The organism is Chryseobacterium sp. DT-167, assembly GCF_058310155.1.
In genome coordinates this window covers 1-566 of record NZ_JBZEEQ010000108.1, presented here as the reverse complement: position 1 = coordinate 566, position 566 = coordinate 1, and the positions used below count along the sequence as shown (strand labels likewise).

Genomic DNA, 566 nt, shown 5'->3' with positions numbered 1-566 from the left:
CGCTGCTCGCGCAGTCCGACGTCTTCCCCGCGTGCCTCTCGACGGGACCGTTCCCGGCGCTCGTCGTCGACGCCTACGAGGCGCTCGCCGCCGCCGACACGACCGCCCTCGCCGTCTACCTCGAGTCGGAGACCCCATGACCACCGACTTCCTCACGGTCTCGCCCGTGATCCCCGTCGTCGTGCTCGATGACCCGGCCGCCGCACCCCACGTCGCACGCGCGCTCGTCGAGGGCGGCGTGTCGATCATCGAGCTGACGCTGCGCACGCCGCGCGCCCTCGAGTGCGCCCGGGCGATCGCCGACGAGGTGCCGGAAATCCTGCTCGGCATCGGAACGGTGCTGACTCCCGCCGACGTCGCCGCCGCGTCGGCGGCCGGAGCCCGGTTCCTCGTGAGCCCCGGCAGCACGCCCGCGGTGCTCGCCGCCGTCGCCGACGCGGGGGTGCCACTCCTGCCCGGTGTCTCCTCCGTGACGGAGGCGATGGCGCTCGCCGATGCCGGGTACACCGACCTCAAGTTCTTCCCCGCGCAGCAGGCCGGGGGTGCCCCGTTCCTCAAGGCGTTGG

General features: G+C 73.9%; 1 protein-coding gene. It reads left to right on the top strand.

The window, feature by feature from the left end:
- Positions 1-136: 136 nt before the first annotated feature.
- Positions 137-566: bifunctional 4-hydroxy-2-oxoglutarate aldolase/2-dehydro-3-deoxy-phosphogluconate aldolase (locus AC4FQ5_RS20005; protein ID WP_491146435.1), on the top strand; the 430-nt coding region annotated here is incomplete at its 3' end.